The sequence below is a fragment of the Streptomyces sp. NPDC102462 genome (genome assembly GCF_044765425.1).
GTDB lineage: Bacteria > Actinomycetota > Actinomycetes > Streptomycetales > Streptomycetaceae > Streptomyces.
The window spans coordinates 101,467-116,611 of record NZ_JBIWKB010000014.1 but is presented as its reverse complement, the minus strand read 5'-3'; the positions used below and the strand labels follow the sequence as shown (position 1 = coordinate 116,611).

Genomic DNA, 15,145 nt, shown 5'->3' with positions numbered 1-15,145 from the left:
CCCGCGCCCCTTTCGGGGGCGGGGAACTGCGCACCCGACCACAACGTCGCCGCATCCGAAGGACGGGGCGAAACTCCGGCGCAACCGTTCCAGCTGCTTGGCCGGCGCAGCGCTACTCTCGCCAGGCGTTGGTGATGGGGAGGCGGCGGTCCTTGCCGAAGCCCTTTGGGGAGATCTTTGTGCCCGGAGGGTACTGGCGGCGCTTGTACTCCGCCGTGTCCACCATCCGCAGCGTCCTGGTGACCAGGGCCGGGTCGAAACCGGCGGCGACGATCGTGTCCGCGCCCTTGTCGTGGTCGACGTACAGGTCGAGGATCGCGTCCAGGACCGGGTAGTCCGGCAGCGAGTCGGTGTCGACCTGGCCGGGGCGCAGCTCGGCGCTCGGCGGCTTGGTGAGGGAGTTCTCCGGGATCGGCGGGGTCAGGCCGCGCTCGGCCGCCGCACGGTTGCGCCACTCGGCCAGCCGGAAGACCGACGTCTTGTACACGTCCTTGATGGGCCCGTACGCGCCCACCGAGTCGCCGTACAGCGTCGAATAGCCCACCGCCAGCTCCGACTTGTTGCCGGGGGCGAGGACGATGTGACCCTCCTGGTTGGAGATCGCCATCAGCAGCGTGCCGCGCAGCCGCGACTGGAGGTTCTCCTCGGCCAGCCCGGTCAGCTCCGTCGACGCCATGTACGCGTCGAACATGGGGGCGATCGGGACGGTCCGGAAGTTGAGGCCGGTGCGCCGGGCCAGCTCGGCCGCGTCGTCCTTGGAGTGCTCCGAGGAGTACTTCGACGGCATGGACACGCCGTACACATGCTCCGCGCCCACCGCGTCGCAGGCGATCGCCGCGACCAGCGCCGAGTCGATGCCGCCGGACAGCCCGATCAGCACGGACCGGAAGCCGTTCTTGCGCACATAGGCGCGCAGGCCGGTCACCAGCGCCGAGTAGACCTCCTCGTCGTCGTCGAGCCGGTCCGCGTAGCCGCCGGTCAGCTCCGGCGGGTAGGCGGGCAGCGGGTCCTCGGAGAGGATCACCCGGTCGATGCGCAGCCCGTCGTCCACCACTCCGGTGGGCGGCTGCGCCGAGGCCGCGGGCAGGTCCAGGTCCAGCACCACACAGTCCTCGGCGAACTGCGGCGCCCGCGCGATCACCTCGCCGTCGGCGTCGACGACGATCGAGTCGCCGTCGAAGACCAGCTCGTCCTGGCCGCCCATCATGGCGAGGTAGGCGGTCGTGCAGCCCGCCTCCTGGGCGCGCTTGCGCACCAGGTCGAGCCGGGTGTCGTCCTTGTTGCGCTCGTACGGGGAGGCGTTGACGGACAGCAGCAGGCCCGCGCCCGCCGAGCGCGCGGCGGGCACCCGGCCGCCGTCCTGCCACAGGTCCTCGCAGATGGCCAGGGCGATGTCGACGCCGTGCACCCGCACCACCGGCATGGTGTCGCCGGGCACGAAGTAGCGGAACTCGTCGAAGACGCCGTAGTTCGGCAGGTGGTGCTTGGCGAAGGCCAGGGCGATCGTGCCGCGGTGCAGCACCGCCGCCGCGTTCTGCGGGGCGCCGGCCGGCTGGCCGTACCGCGGCTGGGCGGTCTCGCTGCGGTCCAGATAGCCGACGATCACCGGCAGCTCCCCGAAGCCCTCCTCGGCGAGCCGGGCGGCGAGCGAGCGCAGCGCGGCGCGGGACGCCTCCACGAAGGACGATCTGAGGGCCAGGTCCTCGACGGGATACCCGGTCAGCGCCATCTCCGGGAACGCGACGAGATGCGCTCCCCGCTCGGCGGAGTGCCGGGTCCAGCGGAGGATCGTCTCGGTGTTTCCGGCGAGGTCGCCGACGCGCGAGTCGATCTGGTTGAGGGCGAGACGAAGTTGAGGCACGCGCCCAGTGTAATCGTCACTGCGACGCGATGGGGGTGGCGCGGAGTGTGGTGCACCCCACGCCACCCCCGTCCCGCGCCGCGGGATCAGCGACGGCGGTACGACTGGACGTAGCCGCCGGCGGGCGTGCCCACGCCGGTCACGTCGTCGTAGCCCTTCACGGCCTTGAGCGAGCTGTCCTTGCCGAGGCTGCGGACCGAAGTGAGCAGGCCGTCGGCGGCGTCGTAGCCGTTGGCGAAGTCGACGCGGGCGACCGCGAGGCCGGAGCCCGTCGGGTCGTCCGTGACGTCGTGGTACGCCTTGGAGCCGTACTTGGCGTAGATCACCGGGTTGGCGAAGCCGATGGCCTTGCCGCCGCGCGCCTCCTGGGCGAGCGCCTGCACGGCCGCGATCACCGGCGCGGCCAGCGAGGTGCCGCCGATGCGGTACTCGCTGTAGCGCGCGGACCCGTCCGGGAAGGTCTGGGTCTGGCCGACGAGGAAGCCGGTGTTCGGGTCGGCGACCGCCGCGATGTCGGGGACGACCCGGTTGCCGGCCGCGCTGTTCGCCCTGGCGAGCGAGTGCGGGACGACACCCCGCTGGTAGAACGGCTCGGGCACGGTCCGGCTGGTGCCGCCGCCCGCGCCGGAGGTGAACGCGCCGGGGAAGTCGGTCCAGCTGCCGCCGTCCGCGGACAGGTTCGCCTTCTCGGTGCCCCAGCCGGTCTCCCACAGATACGTCTCGCCCTTGCCGACGGCCAGCGAGGTGCCGCCGACCGCGGTCACCCACGCCGAGTTGGCGGGGGTGTCGACCTGCTTGGTGCCGGTGTTCGCGACCTCGTCGCCGTTGTCGCCGGAGGAGAAGTAGAAGCCGATGCCCTGGACCGCGCCGAGCTGGAAGACCTGGTCGTAGGCGGCCTGCACGTCCGGCGTCTCGTTGGCCTCGATGTCGCCCCAGGAGTTGGAGACGATGTCGGCCAGATGGCTGTCGACGATCTTGCCGAGCGAGTCGAGCAGATCGTCGTCGTAGCAGGACGAGGCGCCCACGTAGGTGACGGAGGCGTCCGGCGCGACCGCGTGCACGGCCTCCACGTCCAGGGTCTCCTCGCCGTACCAGCCGGCCGCCCCGCACTCCTCGGTCTTCGTGTAGTTCTTGGGCAGCACCTGGCGCAGCCCGCCGGACTTCCAGGCCGGGTCGCCGTTCTTGCGCGCGTAGGCGGCGGCGTCGGAGGCGATGGTCGGCGAGGCGTAGGCGTCGGTGATGGCGACGCGGACGCCCTTGCCGGTGTACCGGCCGGCGCCGTAGGCGGCCCGCAGTTGCTTGCCGGTGTAGCCCTTGACGGCGTACGGGATCTTCTGGCCGTACGCGCTCGGCAGGGTCGTCGCGGTGTTCGAGCCGTAGTACGAGGAGAACGGCCCGGCGTTCTTGAACACGGCGTCCGGCGGCGGCAGTTGGTCTTGGTGGTGGGCCTTGTGCGGCGCGTTGTCCAGGCCCGTCACGGTCAGCACGGCGCCGCCGAGGCCGCGTGGCACGGAGGCGGTGCGGGCGGGCGCCCGGTAGGTCTTCGAGCCCTTGGCGAAGTCGTGCAGCCGGGTGCCGAAGGCCCGCTCGGCGGCCGCCGCGTCACCGGAGACGGCGATGTAGCGCCGGGTGACCCCGGTGACCTTCAGGCCGGCCGAGGACAGCCAGGACGTCACGGCCTTCACCTGGGCCCTGGTCGCGCCGAAGCGCGCCTGCGCCTGCGCGGCGCTCAGATACCTGCCGTACAGCGGCGAGGACGGGTCGGAGACCGCCCTCGCGTACGCCGCGAGGCCGGACGCGTCCCGGCCGGCCAGATACACCCGGGCCGTGACCCGGGCGCCGTCCGGGGTGGCGCCCCGGTCCGCCTCGGCCGTGGCCCACGCGGGTCTGGTACCCGCGAGCGTGTCCCGGCCCGGGCCGTCCGCGGCGTGCGCCGCGGGTATGCCGAGCACCAGTGCGCCGGCGAGCATCGGCAGTGTCGCCGCCATGCTCACACCGGCGCGCGCCGTGGCGCGGTTGGATCTCATAGAACCCCCTGCGATGCGGTTCGCATCCACGTAGTGGTCGCGGTCGTCGCCGATCGCACCGGGGCCCGCGGCGGTCAGGGGCCCGCGAGTGGATCACACGATGGGGGTCACTCTTACGGATGAACCGTTCATGCCAGGGGAACGCGGGGGTCAAGAGAAGCTCAAGGAACCTTCAGCCGGGGCGAATTGGGGTATTTGCCCGCCCGGAGGTCAGGAACGGGGCGCCGCTCCCCGCTTCTTGAGCATGTCGGCCATCAGCGCGATCTCGGACTGCTGCGCCTCGACCATGCCCTGCGCGAGCCGCTTCTCCACCCCGACCGTGCACCGCGCGACGCACCCCTCGGCCATGTGCACACCGCCCTGGTGATGGGCCGTCATCAGCTGGAGGTAGAAGACCTCCGCGCGCTCGCCCGACAGCGTGCCCAGCTTCTTCAGCTCGGCGTTGGTCGCCATGCCCGGCATCAGCGCGCCGTCCTTGCCCGCGGGCATGCCGCCCATGCCCATCCAGGTCATCGGCGGCTCGGCCGACACCTTCGGCAGCCCCCACAGGTCCAGCCAGCCGAGCAGCATGCCCCGCTGGTTGGCCTGCGTCTGCGCGATGTCGTAGGCGAGCCGCCTGACCTCCTCGTCGTCCGTGCGGTCGCGCACGATGTACGACATCTCGACGGCCTGCTGATGGTGGACCGCCATGTCCCGGGCGAACCCGGCGTCCGCCGACTCGGCGCCCGGCGCCGCCGCGCCGGAGCCCCCGTCCTCGGCGACCGCGTAGGTGATCGCGCCGGCCGCGACCAGCGCGGCGGCCGCGGTCCCGGCGACCCAGCCGATGTGCCGCTTCACCGCGCCGCCCTCACTTCATCGTCCCGCCGGTGCACGAGGCACCCGGTTCGGGCGTCTGCTTGCCCTGCACATACGTCGAGAAGAACGTGTTCACCGCCGGGTCGTCCGCGCTCTTCACGGTCACCTGGTGGCCCCAGGCCGACAGCATCAGCGGGGCCGCCTGGTCCTCGTACGGGCTCATCAGCGAGTACGGGGTCTGCTTCACCTTGGCCGCGAGCGCGTCCACGTCCGCCTTCTTCGCCGCCGCGGTGTACGTCACCCAGACCGCGCCGTGCTCCAGCGAGTGCACCGCGTTCTCGTTCTTCACCGCCGAGGTGTAGACGTCGCCGTTGCAGTTCAGCCACACCGGGTTGTGGTTGCCGCCCACCGGCGGCTGCATCGGGTACGACACACTCGTCTGGACGTGGTTGCGTGCCAGGTCGCCCTTCCAGGTGCGCACGCCGTCCTCGCCCGTCACGAAGCGCCCCGAGTCGCCGGCGCCCTTGGAGTCGTCCGACGCGCTGTCCGTGGAATCGGACCGCGTGTTCACGAGGACGACACCGCCGACGACCAGACCGGCGACGACCACCACGCTCGCGGCGATGGTGAGCAGCCGGTTGCGGCGCTCGCGGGCCCGCTCGGCCCGCTGCATCTCCGCTATGCGGGCCTTGCGTGCCGCGCTGCTGTTGTTCTTCGCGGAAGCCATGAGGCGTGTCCTTCTGGGGGGAATGAGGCGAAAGGGCCGGAGGCGTGGTGCGGGGGCGTGGTACGGGGTGGCGCTCGCTGATCGTAATGGGCGGGGGACCGCGTTTCGTAGGGAGGGCGCAGGAATCGGGGTGACGGGAGTGAAGTGAAGCGCGGGGACGTGCCGCCTCGGCGACGCGCATCAAAACGGGCGGGAACGATCGGGATCGGCCATTACGGATGGCGGTCCGGGCAGGCAAGATGGGCGGCAGAGCAGTACACCTGCCGGACCCTGCGCGTTCCGTGCGAGGTCGGCCGGGCGATCAAGGTCCGCAACGCGCATGAAATGGTGTTGTGGTGGGATGCTCAGGTGCCCGACCGCCTCCGGTGGCACCGGGGAAAGGCGGCCTGACCAGCAAGGATGGGGAAGCGGAAGATGGACAAGCAGCAGGAGTTCGTGCTCCGGACCTTGGAGGAGCGCGACATCCGGTTCGTACGCCTGTGGTTCACGGACGTGCTGGGCTTCCTCAAGTCCGTCGCCGTGGCCCCCGCGGAGCTGGAACAGGCCTTCGACGAGGGCATCGGCTTCGACGGCTCCGCCATCGAGGGCTTCGCCCGGGTCTACGAGTCCGACATGATCGCCAAGCCCGATCCGGCCACCTTCCAGGTCCTGCCCTGGCGCGCCGAGACCCCCGGCACGGCCCGCATGTTCTGCGACATCCTCATGCCGGACGGCTCCCCGTCCTTCGCCGACCCCCGCTATGTGCTCAAGCGCGCCCTGGCCCGCACCTCCGACCTGGGCTTCACCTTCTACACCCACCCGGAGATCGAGTTCTTCCTGCTGAAGGACCGCCCGCTCGACGGCTCCCGCCCCACCCCCGCCGACAACTCCGGCTACTTCGACCACACCCCGACCAACATCGGCATGGACTTCCGCCGCCAGGCGATCACCATGCTGGAGTCGATGGGCATCTCCGTCGAGTTCTCCCACCACGAGGGCGCCCCCGGCCAGCAGGAGATCGACCTGCGCTACGCCGACGCGCTCTCCACGGCCGACAACGTCATGACGTTCCGGCTGGTCATGAAGCAGGTCGCGCTGGAACAGGGGGTGCAGGCGACCTTCATGCCGAAGCCGTTCAGCGAGCACCCCGGCTCCGGCATGCACACCCACCTCTCGCTGTTCGAGGGCGACCGGAACGCGTTCTACGAGTCCGGCGCCGAGTACCAGCTCTCCAAGGTCGGCCGCTCCTTCATCGCCGGACTGCTCCGGCACGCGGCGGAGATCTCGGCCGTCACCAACCAGTGGGTCAACTCCTACAAGCGCATCTGGGGCGGCTCCGAGCGCACCGCGGGCGCCGGCGGCGAGGCGCCCTCGTACATCTGCTGGGGCCACAACAACCGCTCCGCCCTGGTCCGGGTGCCGATGTACAAGCCGGGCAAGACGGGCTCCGCGCGTGTGGAGGTCCGCTCCCTCGACTCGGGCGCGAACCCCTACCTGTCCTACGCCGTCCTGCTCGCCGCCGGCCTCAAGGGCATCGAGGAGGGCTACGAGCTGCCGCCCGGCGCCGAGGACGACGTCTGGGCCCTGTCCGACGCGGAGCGCCGGGCCATGGGCATCGAGCCGCTGCCGCAGAACCTCGGCGAGGCCCTGACCCTGATGGAGCGCAGCGACCTGGTCGCCGAAACCCTCGGCGAACACGTCTTCGACTTCTTCCTGCGCAACAAGCGTGCCGAGTGGCACGAGTACCGCTCGGAGGTCACGGCCTTCGAACTCCGCAAGAACCTCCCGGTGCTTTAGCGCAGGTCAGAGCGGCTTTCCCGCTGATGCGCCGGGCAGGGTGCGCTTCGCGGCGGAGGCGATGTGGTGGCGGGTCACCTTGGCGATCTCGTCCCAGAACGGTTTGGCGGTGAGGTAGGTGCCGAGCGCGGCGAGGACGCCGAGGGAGACATCGACGCTGAGGCGCCCTTGCTTGGCCCAGTAGACGTCCTGAAGGTCGAGCAGCAAGGCGAACTCGTCGGTGATCAGGGCGGTGCCGGCGCCGTAGGCGGCGGCGACCGCGGGGTGACCGACGGCCCGTTCGTCACCGCGTACGGCGATCAGCCCGATGCCGGCCAGCGTGGCGATGCCGAGGTTGTAGTGGTGCAGGTGCTCGCCGCCGGCGGAGATGTTGCCCCAGGGCAGCCAGCCGCCCCGGATGCCGTGCGTGATCAGCCGCACCGTGCCCCATGTCGTACCGAAGGACGCCCACGTGACGATGAGCGACCGTTTGGTCGGGGTGAGATTCCGTTCCGCGGCCTCCCGCCACCGCTCGACCAGCCGCGGCCGGCCGCCCGCCCGTCGTTCGGCGCGTATGTCGTCCATCGGCCACCTCGCACGCATGCGGTTGTGGGTCACCAACCATGAGACAACCCCTTCGCGCGAACCGGCGAGCCCAACCCGCCGAACGGGTGAATCGCCGGTCCGCGGCGCCCCGCACCCATACACAGGGTGCGGGGGCGCGGCGCCTTCCCTTCGGGGCGGCCTGCCTTTGCGGTGCCTTGGGGTTTCCTTACTGGCGTGGGGCGGGGTTGCGCCACATGGGCAGCATCTCGGGGCCGCCATCGGGCAACTGGATCCCGGGCCCCATCAGCTCGAAGCCGTGCCGCCCGTAGAGTCGCGCGCTGCGCCGGCTGCTGGCTTCGAGGTAGGCGCCCAGCCCTTCCCTGTCGCATGTGTCCAGGACGTGGCGGAGCAGCGCGCTGCCGACGCCGTGCGAGCGGTGTGCGGGTTGGACGCCGATGTAGCCGAGGTACCAGTGCGGCTGGTCGACGGGGTGCCGGTGGGCCGTGGCGTGGTCATAGGTGACGGCCCGCGCCGCATGCGGCCCACAGGCCGCGCGCAGCGCGGCTTCGTGCGCGGCATCGGCCTCCAGCCGTTGCCACTGATCCGAGGGGAGCCAGGCGGCCGCGCCCACGTGGTCGAGGTCGGCGAGCAGTTGCCCGTGCTTGGCCGCGGCGGTGGCCTGATGGGTGAAGTAGCGGACGCTGTAGTCGAGATGGGTGGCCGGGTCGGGGAAGATCCACTGCAGCAGCGGATCGTCTGCGAAGCCTTCGGCGAGGGTCCGCGCGGCGCTGCTGATGTCGGCCGTGCCGACTTCCTGCGTGTGCTGGGTCATGCCTGTGGTCCCTTCTTACGGCAGGAGCTCGCGGTGGGCCGCTGTCAGCGCGGCGGCGGCGCGTTGGACGTCTTCTTCGGTGGTGGCCCAGTTGGCCACGGAGATCCGCAGCACGACCCGGTCCTGCCAGCGGCTCACCGCGGCCCAGGCTTCGCCCTGCTGCTGGAGCACCGCGGCGACCTGGCGGGTGTGGGTGTCGGGGTGCTCGTGCGGGTGCTCGAAGACGGCCAGGACCTGGTTGTAGGCGACATCGTTGACGATCTTGATGCCCGGCTCCTGAGCGAGCAGGTCGGCGAAGCGGCGGGCGTGGCCGCAGAGCCGGTCGATGAGCTCGCCGACGCCGTCCTTGCCCAGGGTGCGCAAGGCCGCCCAGAGGGGGAAGACCCGGGCGCGACGGGAGACTTCGATGCCCCATTGCACGGGGTGGCGCTGGCTGGGGTCGAGGTGGAGGTAGTCGGCGGAGAGCGGGAAGGCGGCCTGGTGGGCCTGCTTGTCGGCGATGAAGGCGATGCCGCAGTCGTACGGGACGTTGAGGGCCTTGTGGGCGTCGGTGCCGATGGAGTCGGCCAGCTCGATGCCGTCGGCGAGGGTGTGCCGCAGCCTGGGTGAGGCCGCAGCCCACATGCCGAAGGCGGCGTCCAGGTGCAGCCAGCCGCCGGCGGCATGTGTCTTGTCGGCAAGGACACGCAGCCGGTCCGCGCCGCCGGTGTTGATTTCGCCGATATGGCCGCAGACGATCAGTGGCCCGCCGGCGGCCGCCGCGATGGCCTCGTCCAGGGCGTCCTCACGGATCCGCCCCTCACTGTCCACCGGCAGCGTACGGATGCTGCCGCCCAGGCCCAGCAGTTGCAGGGGGCGGACCACGGCGGCGTGGATGGACTCGTTGATCAGGACGGTGACCGGGGGAGCCCCGGCGAGGCCGCGTTCGGCGACGTCCCAGCCGGCCCGGGCCAGCACGGAGTGCCGCGCGACGGTCAGGCCGAGCAGGTCGGCGTGGGTGCACGCGGGGGTGAACGCGACGGAGGTGCCGGGCCGCAACTGGCACAGGTCCACCAGCCACTCGCCGCAGATCTCCTCGACCACGGCAGTGGCCGGGGAGCCGTCGTGCACGATGCAGTTCTGGTCCCACGCGGCCGTCAGCCAGTCCGCGGCCATCGCCACGGGCAGCGTGCCGCCGACGACGTAACCGAAGTAACGGCCGTTGCCGGAGGGCACCAGACCGGCATCGACACCGGCGACGAGGTCGCCGAGGACGAGCTTGCCGTCGCTCGGCCGTTGCGGCAGCGGCCCGCCCAGCAGCTTACGGAGTTCGGCGTCGGTGGCACGGATCGAGACCGGGCGTTCCGGCAGGCCTTCGAGATAGCGAAACGCCTCCGCAGCGGCCAGTTCGAGCAGGCCGACGTCGACGCGTAAAGACGAAACAGACGTTCCCATATGAATCGTTGTCCCTTTCCGGACCGGTCCCATGGCGAAGAAGCAGGTAGCAGAGGGTGAGGGGGGTGCAGTCGTGAGCTGCGGCCTACACAGTGCATCACCGGCGGGCGGGCCGCGTAGGTGCGGAAGACCGGGGACCACGGGCACTGGCTGCACTTTCGTGCACTTGTGAATCTTGCGGCCCGGCAGCAAACCCGACGACATGTGACCGAGGTCGTGTGGCTTGACTTGGCCTTGATCTTCACGGACGGCACGGATGAGGATCGGCTCACCGACCGTTCGATCACGGAGGCGCACACCATGAGACCGACGCGTGCCGTTCTGCTCGTCGCGGCCACCGCCCTGACCCCGGCCCTGCTGTTCACCGCCCCGGCCTTCGCCACCGGCTCACCGGCCCCGACCGCCACCGTCGAAGCGACCGGCTCCCGGCTCGACCAGCCCGACGACGACCGGGTCGCCATCGCCCACATCCTGTTCCTGGCGACGCAGAACGGCGACAAGCGGGTCATCCGTGAGGCCAACGAACTCCTTGACGACGGCACCCCGGACGAGATGCGCGCCTGGCTGGAAACCGGCTACCGGCTCGCCCAGGCCGAGGACGACGCCGTCTACACGGCCCGCCTGCTGGCGGACCCGACCATCAGCCCCGCACTCCGCGCCGCCGCCAACGCAGCCCTGGACGACGGCACCCCAGAGGCCCTGCGTCACTTCCGAGAAACGACCCAGTACGAAGCAGCCAACTAACAAAGCAGACCGCGCCCCGAAGGGGCGCGGGGCTGTATCAATGTGCGGCTCCGCCGCGCGGGCGCGATCAGCCACGACGGACCCGCAGCCGCTCCACAGCCATGACGCGTTCCTGCGTGGCGCCCCCGTGGGGGCGCGGGGAACTGCGCGACCAGCCACGATGGACCCGCAGCCGCTCCACAGCCGTGACGCGTTCCTGCGTGGCGCCCGTAGGGGCGCGGGGCTGTGTCCATGTGCGGCTCCGCCGCGCGGGCGCGACCAGCCACGACGGAGCCGCAGTTGATCGACGGCGTATCGCGGCCCCCGCGGAGTGGTCAGGGGAGGTATGCCGGGGACACCGCTGCAGGGCTGACCCGCCGGGAGGCACCCGTGCCGTCGGCCCGGACCTGGTACAGGTCGGCCCCGTAGTCGCCGGGCAGCGCGTACACGAGGGTGTGCGCGTCCCGCCACACCACCTGGTCGTCCACGCTGCGCCGCTCCGCGAGCGGGGTCTCGCGCAGGGTGCGCAGATCGAGGACGTACAGCCGCCAGGGGGCGTCCGCGGGCAGGCCCGCCACGCGCTTCTTGTAGGCGACACGGGTGCCGTCGGGCGACAGGGAGGGGCACTCCACGTTCTGGTGCAGCGTCGTCACCGTCTCGGCCCTCAGATCGCCGCGGACCAGATATGTGGTCCCCTTCGTCGCCAGGGTCGCGTAGAAGGTGCGGTCGTCCGCGGCGAACGTCACCCCCCAGAAGTTGACGTCCGGCGAGGTGTACACGCGGCCGTCGTGGACGATGCGGAACCGCTCAAGCGAGGGGATCAGCCGGCCGGTGCGGGTGTCCACGACGGCGGTACGGGTGGAGAAGTCCGTGCCCGCGTACGAGTCGCCGCCCACGAACGCCGTCCAGGCGGCGAGGCGGCCACTGGGCGAGACCCGGGCCCGGGAGGGGATGCCGGGCACGTCGTAGCGGGCCGTGGTGCGCAGCCGGGCGTCCAGGATCAGGGCGCGGTAGCTGTCGGAGACCGGGCCGTGCTCCGCCCGGAGGCACACACCGGTGCCCGCGGCGGCGTGGAAGCGCAGGCACGTGACGCCGGAGGCGGTGCGCGGTCCGGCCGGGTCCGCCGCCGGGACCGCGGTCAGCTCGTCGCGGTGCGGACCCCAGGCCATGTTGCGGAACACCAGCCGGCCGGGGTCCGTGAGCGTGACCCGGCCCGGCGCGACCGGTGGGCCGCCCGCCTGGGTGTGGTCGGGGCGCTCGGCCCGCGCCGACGCGTGCAGGACGGCCGCCAGCGCGACCGCCGTCAAGGCGACGACGGCCGCCACCAGGACAAGCAGCCGGGACCGCAGGGTCATGAGACGGGCTCCAGGGTCGTCGGGCGGAGGGAGTACGAGACGGCGGCGCAGAGCGCGAGCGCCACGGTGGCCGCCGCCAGCGCGGTGCGGTCGCCCCAGACCGTCCATGCGGCGCCGAACAGCAGCGAGCAGGCGAACCGGGCCATGGCCTGCCCGGTCTGCACGACGGCCAGCCCGGACGAGCGCAGCGCCTCGGGCACACCGTCCGAGGCCGCCGCCATCAGCACGCCGTCGGTGGCCGCGTAGAAGCCGCCGTGCAGCGCGAGGACCGCGTACGGCAGGGCGGTGCCGTGCCAGGAGGTGAGCAGCAGGCCGTACGCCAGCAGCAGGGCTCCGTGTCCGGCCAGGAAGATCCGCCAGCGGCCCACCCGGTCGGCCAGCCGGCCCAGCGGCACCGCGAGCACCAGGAAGGCGGCGGCCGTGCCGAGCGGCAGCAGCGCGAACCAGCGGTCGGGGACGCCGAGGCGGCGTTGCAGCAGCAGGTAGACGAAGGAGTCGCTGACCGTGGCCAGGCCCAGCAGCAGGGCGCAGACCGTGATCCGGCGCAGCGCGCGGCGGCGCAGCAGGCCGAGGGCGGCGCGCAGCGTGGGCCGCGGCTCACCGCCGGCCGGTGCCCGGTGTGGTGGGTCCGTGGCGTCCGGTGCGGCCGGGCGGCCCGTGGTGCCCGACGGTACGAACAGGACCAGGACCAGCACCCCGGTCACGGCCACGCAGAAACTCACCGTGAACACGGCGTCGTAGCCGTCGACCGTGGCCCGCAGGATCAGGAACGCGAGGAGCGGGCCGAGCAGGGCGCCCGCCGTGTCCATCGCGCGGTGTACGCCGAAGGCCCGGCCGCGCGTCTCGGACGTACTGGAGAGCGAGATCAGGGCGTCGCGCGGGGCGGTGCGCAGGCCCTTGCCGGTGCGGTCGGCGGCCAGGATCAGACCGATCGGGGTCAGGGTGTGCGCGAGCAGCAGCAGCGGCTTGCACAGCGCCGAGACGCCGTAGCCGAGCCCGGCCACCCACTTGTGCCGGCCGCCGCCGCGGTCGGCGAGGTGGCCTCCGGCGAGCCGGACGAGCGCGGAGAAACCGTTGTAGATGCCGTCGAGCAGCCCGAAGCCCAGCGGTGACAGGCCGAGCCCGGCCACCAGGTACAGCGGCAGTACGGCCGTGACCATCTCCGAGGAGACGTCGGTGACCAGGCTGACCGTGCCGAGCGCGAGGACGGTGGGCGCGACCGCGTGGCGGCGCCGTCCGGCAGGGGCCTGCCGGACGGCGCCTTGCGCGGACGGCGTGCTCGCGCGGCTGTCCGCGACGTACACGTCAGGACGCCCAGATGCCGGTGATGTCCTTCGCGGAGGCCGCGTTGCCCGCGTGCTTCGTCAGGCTCTGCGAGTCCTCCAGGGTGCGCAGCAGGTCGTAGTGGTTGTACGTGGTCGAGGAGCTGGAGCCCGCGGTGACCGGCTGGCCGTACAGGACCGTCGGGATCCGGTTGCCGGCGAGCCGGTTGTCCTCGTCGAAGGTGACGACGAGGAGGCTGTTGTGCGTCTTGGCCCAGGTGGCGTAGGCGCCCAGGTTGTTCTTCAGCCAGGTGTCACCGGTGGACACCGAGCAGTCGTGCATGTCGCTGCACAGGTTCGGGACCACGAAGGACAGCTGGGGCAGCGTCGTGTAGTCGGTCGGGAACTGTGCGAACGTCTTCGCGGTCGAGGTCGGTACGTTGCTGAAGCCGAACCACGGGTTGTGCTTGCGGGCGTAGCTGCCGCTGCTGCACGTGGTCGAGCCCTGGCTGGGCAGGGTCTCGTTGTAGCTGGCCCAGGTGCGGCCCGCGGCCAGTTGCTCGGAGGCCAGGTTGGCGGCCGAGGAGAAGCCGGGGGTGTAGCAGCTGTCGTCGGTGATGCCCTGGGTGGAGCCGGAGAACAGGGCGAAGTAGTTGGGCTGGCTCGGGTGGGTCTCGGCGTAGAACTGGCTGAGGTTGGCGCCGCCGGAGACCAGCGAGTTGATGTACGGGGCGCTGGAGGAGCCGATGACCTGGCTGTACGCGTGGTTCTCGAAGACCACGACGACCACGTGGTCCGGGGTCGGTACGGCGCCCGCGGCGTGCGCGGACTCGCCGCCGAGACCGGTCCACAGCCCGAGGCCGGCCGCGGCGAGGGCCGCTGCGGACGCCACGACGGTACGGGCACGGCGGAGCACGGAACTGCCGGACACATCAACCTCCGGTGGGGGGAAGGAAGCCAACGGTGCACGCGAGATCATGCACACGCCAACGTGCCCTGGCCTCACATCAGGCGGCCCACGGGATGAAAACCACATGAACACGGGGCCCTCCGGGGGCCGGCGGGGCGCTCGGTCGTGTGGGCCGGAGTCACGTGCCACGATGCGCTGTCGGTTGTCTGCGGCACCATTGCGGCTGGTCGCGCCCGCGCGGCGGAGCCGCATATCGATACAGCCCCGCGCCCCTTCGGGGCGCTGCCTTAGGGGAAGGGCCATTTCGTCTGGCTGAAGAGGGTTCCCTTGGCGAAGCCGAAGACCGTGCGTGGGGGTACCGCGAAGACCCGCGCCCGCCCCGGGCCGTGTTCGAAGTGGCCGTCCCGCACCTCGAAGTGCCAGAACGCCCCGTACTTCGCCTCCCAGACCGCGGCCAGCTCCCGCAGCCGCCCGTCGTCGGTGACCCGCACCGCCGTGCCCTCCACCACCAGGTCGAAGCCCTTGTCCCAGGTGTTGGTGCCGGTGGTCAGCACCACCTCGGGGTTGCGGTCGAGGTTGCGCGCCTTGCGCTCCTCCGGGCCGGTGCAGAAGTGCAGCGCCCCCTCCGCCCACACGGCGGGCAGCGGCGTCACGTGCGGGCGCCCGTCCGGCCGTACGGTCGAGATCCAGAACAACTCGGCCGCGCGCAGCAACGCCTCGGCCTCGGACCAGGCGGGCGCGCTCGCGCCCGCGCTGGAGTAGCGGCGGTCCAGTTCGCCCTCGGGCTCCCGCATGACGCCTCCCTCTGATCGGCTGATTGACGGTCCCCGCCCAGTACAGACCTGGCGGGCGCCCGGAACTCATCGCCGTCCGCCCCGGCGCTTCACCGCGCCTCTCCGGTTAGGCTCTCGCCAGGAC

Annotated in this window: 13 protein-coding genes; 2 read left to right on the top strand and 11 right to left on the bottom strand. The window is 71.6% G+C overall.

The genetic code is table 11. The features are described 5' to 3' along the window. Window positions 1-112: 112 nt before the first annotated feature. From ACIRFL_RS15055 to ACIRFL_RS15040, 4 genes are all read right to left on the bottom strand, one after another. Window positions 113-1,861 carry an NAD+ synthase gene (locus tag ACIRFL_RS15055; protein WP_404028202.1) on the bottom strand — a complete coding sequence of 583 codons (1,749 nt, stop codon included), beginning with the start codon at window positions 1,859-1,861 and terminating at the stop codon, window positions 113-115. 86 nt (window positions 1,862-1,947) lie between these two features. Continuing rightward, a complete protein-coding gene (locus ACIRFL_RS15050; protein WP_404028200.1) occupies window positions 1,948-3,888 on the bottom strand; it encodes a protease pro-enzyme activation domain-containing protein in 1,941 nt (646 codons plus the stop codon). A 210-nt stretch (window positions 3,889-4,098) separates the two neighbouring features. Next, window positions 4,099-4,725, bottom strand: a complete 627-nt coding sequence (locus tag ACIRFL_RS15045) for a DUF305 domain-containing protein (protein ID WP_404028197.1) — start codon at window positions 4,723-4,725, stop codon at window positions 4,099-4,101. Window positions 4,726-4,735: 10 nt separating this feature from the next. Further along, window positions 4,736-5,410, bottom strand: coding sequence for a DUF3105 domain-containing protein (locus tag ACIRFL_RS15040; protein WP_404028195.1), 675 nt, complete (start codon window positions 5,408-5,410; stop codon window positions 4,736-4,738). 414 nt (window positions 5,411-5,824) lie between these two features. On the opposite strand from ACIRFL_RS15040, the gene glnA reads away from it, so the two are divergent. Then, complete coding sequence (glnA, locus tag ACIRFL_RS15035) at window positions 5,825-7,186, top strand: type I glutamate--ammonia ligase (protein WP_404028193.1); 1,362 nt, start codon at window positions 5,825-5,827, stop codon at window positions 7,184-7,186. Between the two features lie 6 nt (window positions 7,187-7,192). Here glnA and ACIRFL_RS15030 read toward each other — a convergent pair whose 3' ends face one another. The 3 genes from ACIRFL_RS15030 to ACIRFL_RS15020 form a co-directional block, all read right to left on the bottom strand. Continuing rightward, window positions 7,193-7,750 carry a hypothetical protein gene (locus tag ACIRFL_RS15030; protein WP_404028190.1) on the bottom strand — a complete coding sequence of 186 codons (558 nt, stop codon included), beginning with the start codon at window positions 7,748-7,750 and terminating at the stop codon, window positions 7,193-7,195. Between the two features lie 187 nt (window positions 7,751-7,937). Continuing rightward, window positions 7,938-8,543, bottom strand: a complete 606-nt coding sequence (locus ACIRFL_RS15025; RefSeq protein ID WP_404028188.1) for a GNAT family N-acetyltransferase — start codon at window positions 8,541-8,543, stop codon at window positions 7,938-7,940. Window positions 8,544-8,558: 15 nt separating this feature from the next. Further along, entirely contained in the window at window positions 8,559-9,977 is a 1,419-nt protein-coding gene (locus ACIRFL_RS15020) for a pyridoxal phosphate-dependent decarboxylase family protein (protein ID WP_404028186.1), read from the bottom strand. 300 nt (window positions 9,978-10,277) lie between these two features. Here ACIRFL_RS15020 and ACIRFL_RS15015 point away from each other — a divergent pair, with 300 nt between their 5' ends. Then, the gene (locus ACIRFL_RS15015) at window positions 10,278-10,721 is read left to right on the top strand and encodes a hypothetical protein (RefSeq protein ID WP_404028184.1); all 444 of its coding nucleotides are present in this window, start codon (window positions 10,278-10,280) and stop codon (window positions 10,719-10,721) included. A 314-nt stretch (window positions 10,722-11,035) separates the two neighbouring features. On the opposite strand, the gene ACIRFL_RS15010 is transcribed toward ACIRFL_RS15015, so the two are convergent. The 4 genes from ACIRFL_RS15010 to ACIRFL_RS14995 form a co-directional block, all read right to left on the bottom strand. Further along, on the bottom strand, window positions 11,036-12,055 hold the full coding sequence (locus tag ACIRFL_RS15010) for a TolB family protein (RefSeq protein ID WP_404028182.1): 1,020 nt from the start codon (window positions 12,053-12,055) through the stop codon (window positions 11,036-11,038). Further along, on the bottom strand, window positions 12,052-13,359 hold the full coding sequence (locus ACIRFL_RS15005; RefSeq protein ID WP_404028180.1) for an MFS transporter: 1,308 nt from the start codon (window positions 13,357-13,359) through the stop codon (window positions 12,052-12,054). The genes ACIRFL_RS15010 and ACIRFL_RS15005 overlap by 4 nt, the downstream gene beginning before the upstream one ends. A gap of 1 nt (window position 13,360) precedes the next feature. After that, window positions 13,361-14,248: an alkaline phosphatase family protein gene (locus ACIRFL_RS15000; protein WP_404028178.1), complete on the bottom strand. Its 888-nt coding sequence runs from the start codon at window positions 14,246-14,248 to the stop codon at window positions 13,361-13,363. A 266-nt stretch (window positions 14,249-14,514) separates the two neighbouring features. Next, window positions 14,515-15,021 carry a pyridoxamine 5'-phosphate oxidase family protein gene (locus ACIRFL_RS14995; RefSeq protein WP_404028177.1) on the bottom strand — a complete coding sequence of 169 codons (507 nt, stop codon included), beginning with the start codon at window positions 15,019-15,021 and terminating at the stop codon, window positions 14,515-14,517. Window positions 15,022-15,145 lie beyond the last annotated feature (124 nt).

What these genes read in the sequence shown, in the direction of transcription:
- ACIRFL_RS15050 (WP_404028200.1), bottom strand. Translation starts at nt 3,888, where the DNA reads ATGAGATCCAACCGCGCCACGGCGCGCGCCGGTGTGAGCATGGCGGCG.
- ACIRFL_RS15040 (WP_404028195.1), bottom strand. Translation starts at nt 5,410, where the DNA reads ATGGCTTCCGCGAAGAACAACAGCAGCGCGGCACGCAAGGCCCGCATA.
- glnA (WP_404028193.1), top strand. Translation starts at nt 5,825, where the DNA reads ATGGACAAGCAGCAGGAGTTCGTGCTCCGGACCTTGGAGGAGCGCGAC.
- ACIRFL_RS15030 (WP_404028190.1), bottom strand. Translation starts at nt 7,750, where the DNA reads ATGGACGACATACGCGCCGAACGACGGGCGGGCGGCCGGCCGCGGCTG.
- ACIRFL_RS15025 (WP_404028188.1), bottom strand. Translation starts at nt 8,543, where the DNA reads ATGACCCAGCACACGCAGGAAGTCGGCACGGCCGACATCAGCAGCGCC.
- ACIRFL_RS15020 (WP_404028186.1), bottom strand. Translation starts at nt 9,977, where the DNA reads ATGGGAACGTCTGTTTCGTCTTTACGCGTCGACGTCGGCCTGCTCGAA.
- ACIRFL_RS15015 (WP_404028184.1), top strand. Translation starts at nt 10,278, where the DNA reads ATGAGACCGACGCGTGCCGTTCTGCTCGTCGCGGCCACCGCCCTGACC.
- ACIRFL_RS15010 (WP_404028182.1), bottom strand. Translation starts at nt 12,055, where the DNA reads ATGACCCTGCGGTCCCGGCTGCTTGTCCTGGTGGCGGCCGTCGTCGCC.
- ACIRFL_RS14995 (WP_404028177.1), bottom strand. Translation starts at nt 15,021, where the DNA reads ATGCGGGAGCCCGAGGGCGAACTGGACCGCCGCTACTCCAGCGCGGGC.